This is a genomic window from Drancourtella massiliensis (assembly GCF_016900655.1).
GTDB classification, from domain to species: domain Bacteria; phylum Bacillota; class Clostridia; order Lachnospirales; family Lachnospiraceae; genus Sellimonas; species Sellimonas catena.
Window position 1 is genome coordinate 1 of the sequence record NZ_JACJKH010000142.1, and the last position, 230, is coordinate 230.

The 230-nt window shown below is 52.2% G+C and carries 1 rRNA gene; it reads left to right on the top strand.

The annotated features are described in order from the left end of the window. A 23S ribosomal RNA gene (locus tag H6A32_RS16110) occupies nucleotides 1–230 on the top strand; the annotation flags it as partial.

Consider the following 230-nt stretch of genomic DNA (forward strand, 5'->3'; position numbering starts at 1 on the left):
AGTGCGTAATAGCTCACTAGTCGAGAGGTCCTGCGCCGAAAATGTCCGGGGCTGAAACACACCACCGAAGCTCAGGAATGTCGTAGACATTGGTAGAGGAGCATTGCATACAGGATGAAGCAGTACCGGAAGGAGCTGTGGACTGTATGGAAGAGAGAATGCCGGAATGAGTAGCGAGAGGAAGGTGGGAATCCTTCCGGCCGAATATCCAAGGTTTCCAGGGTAAAGCT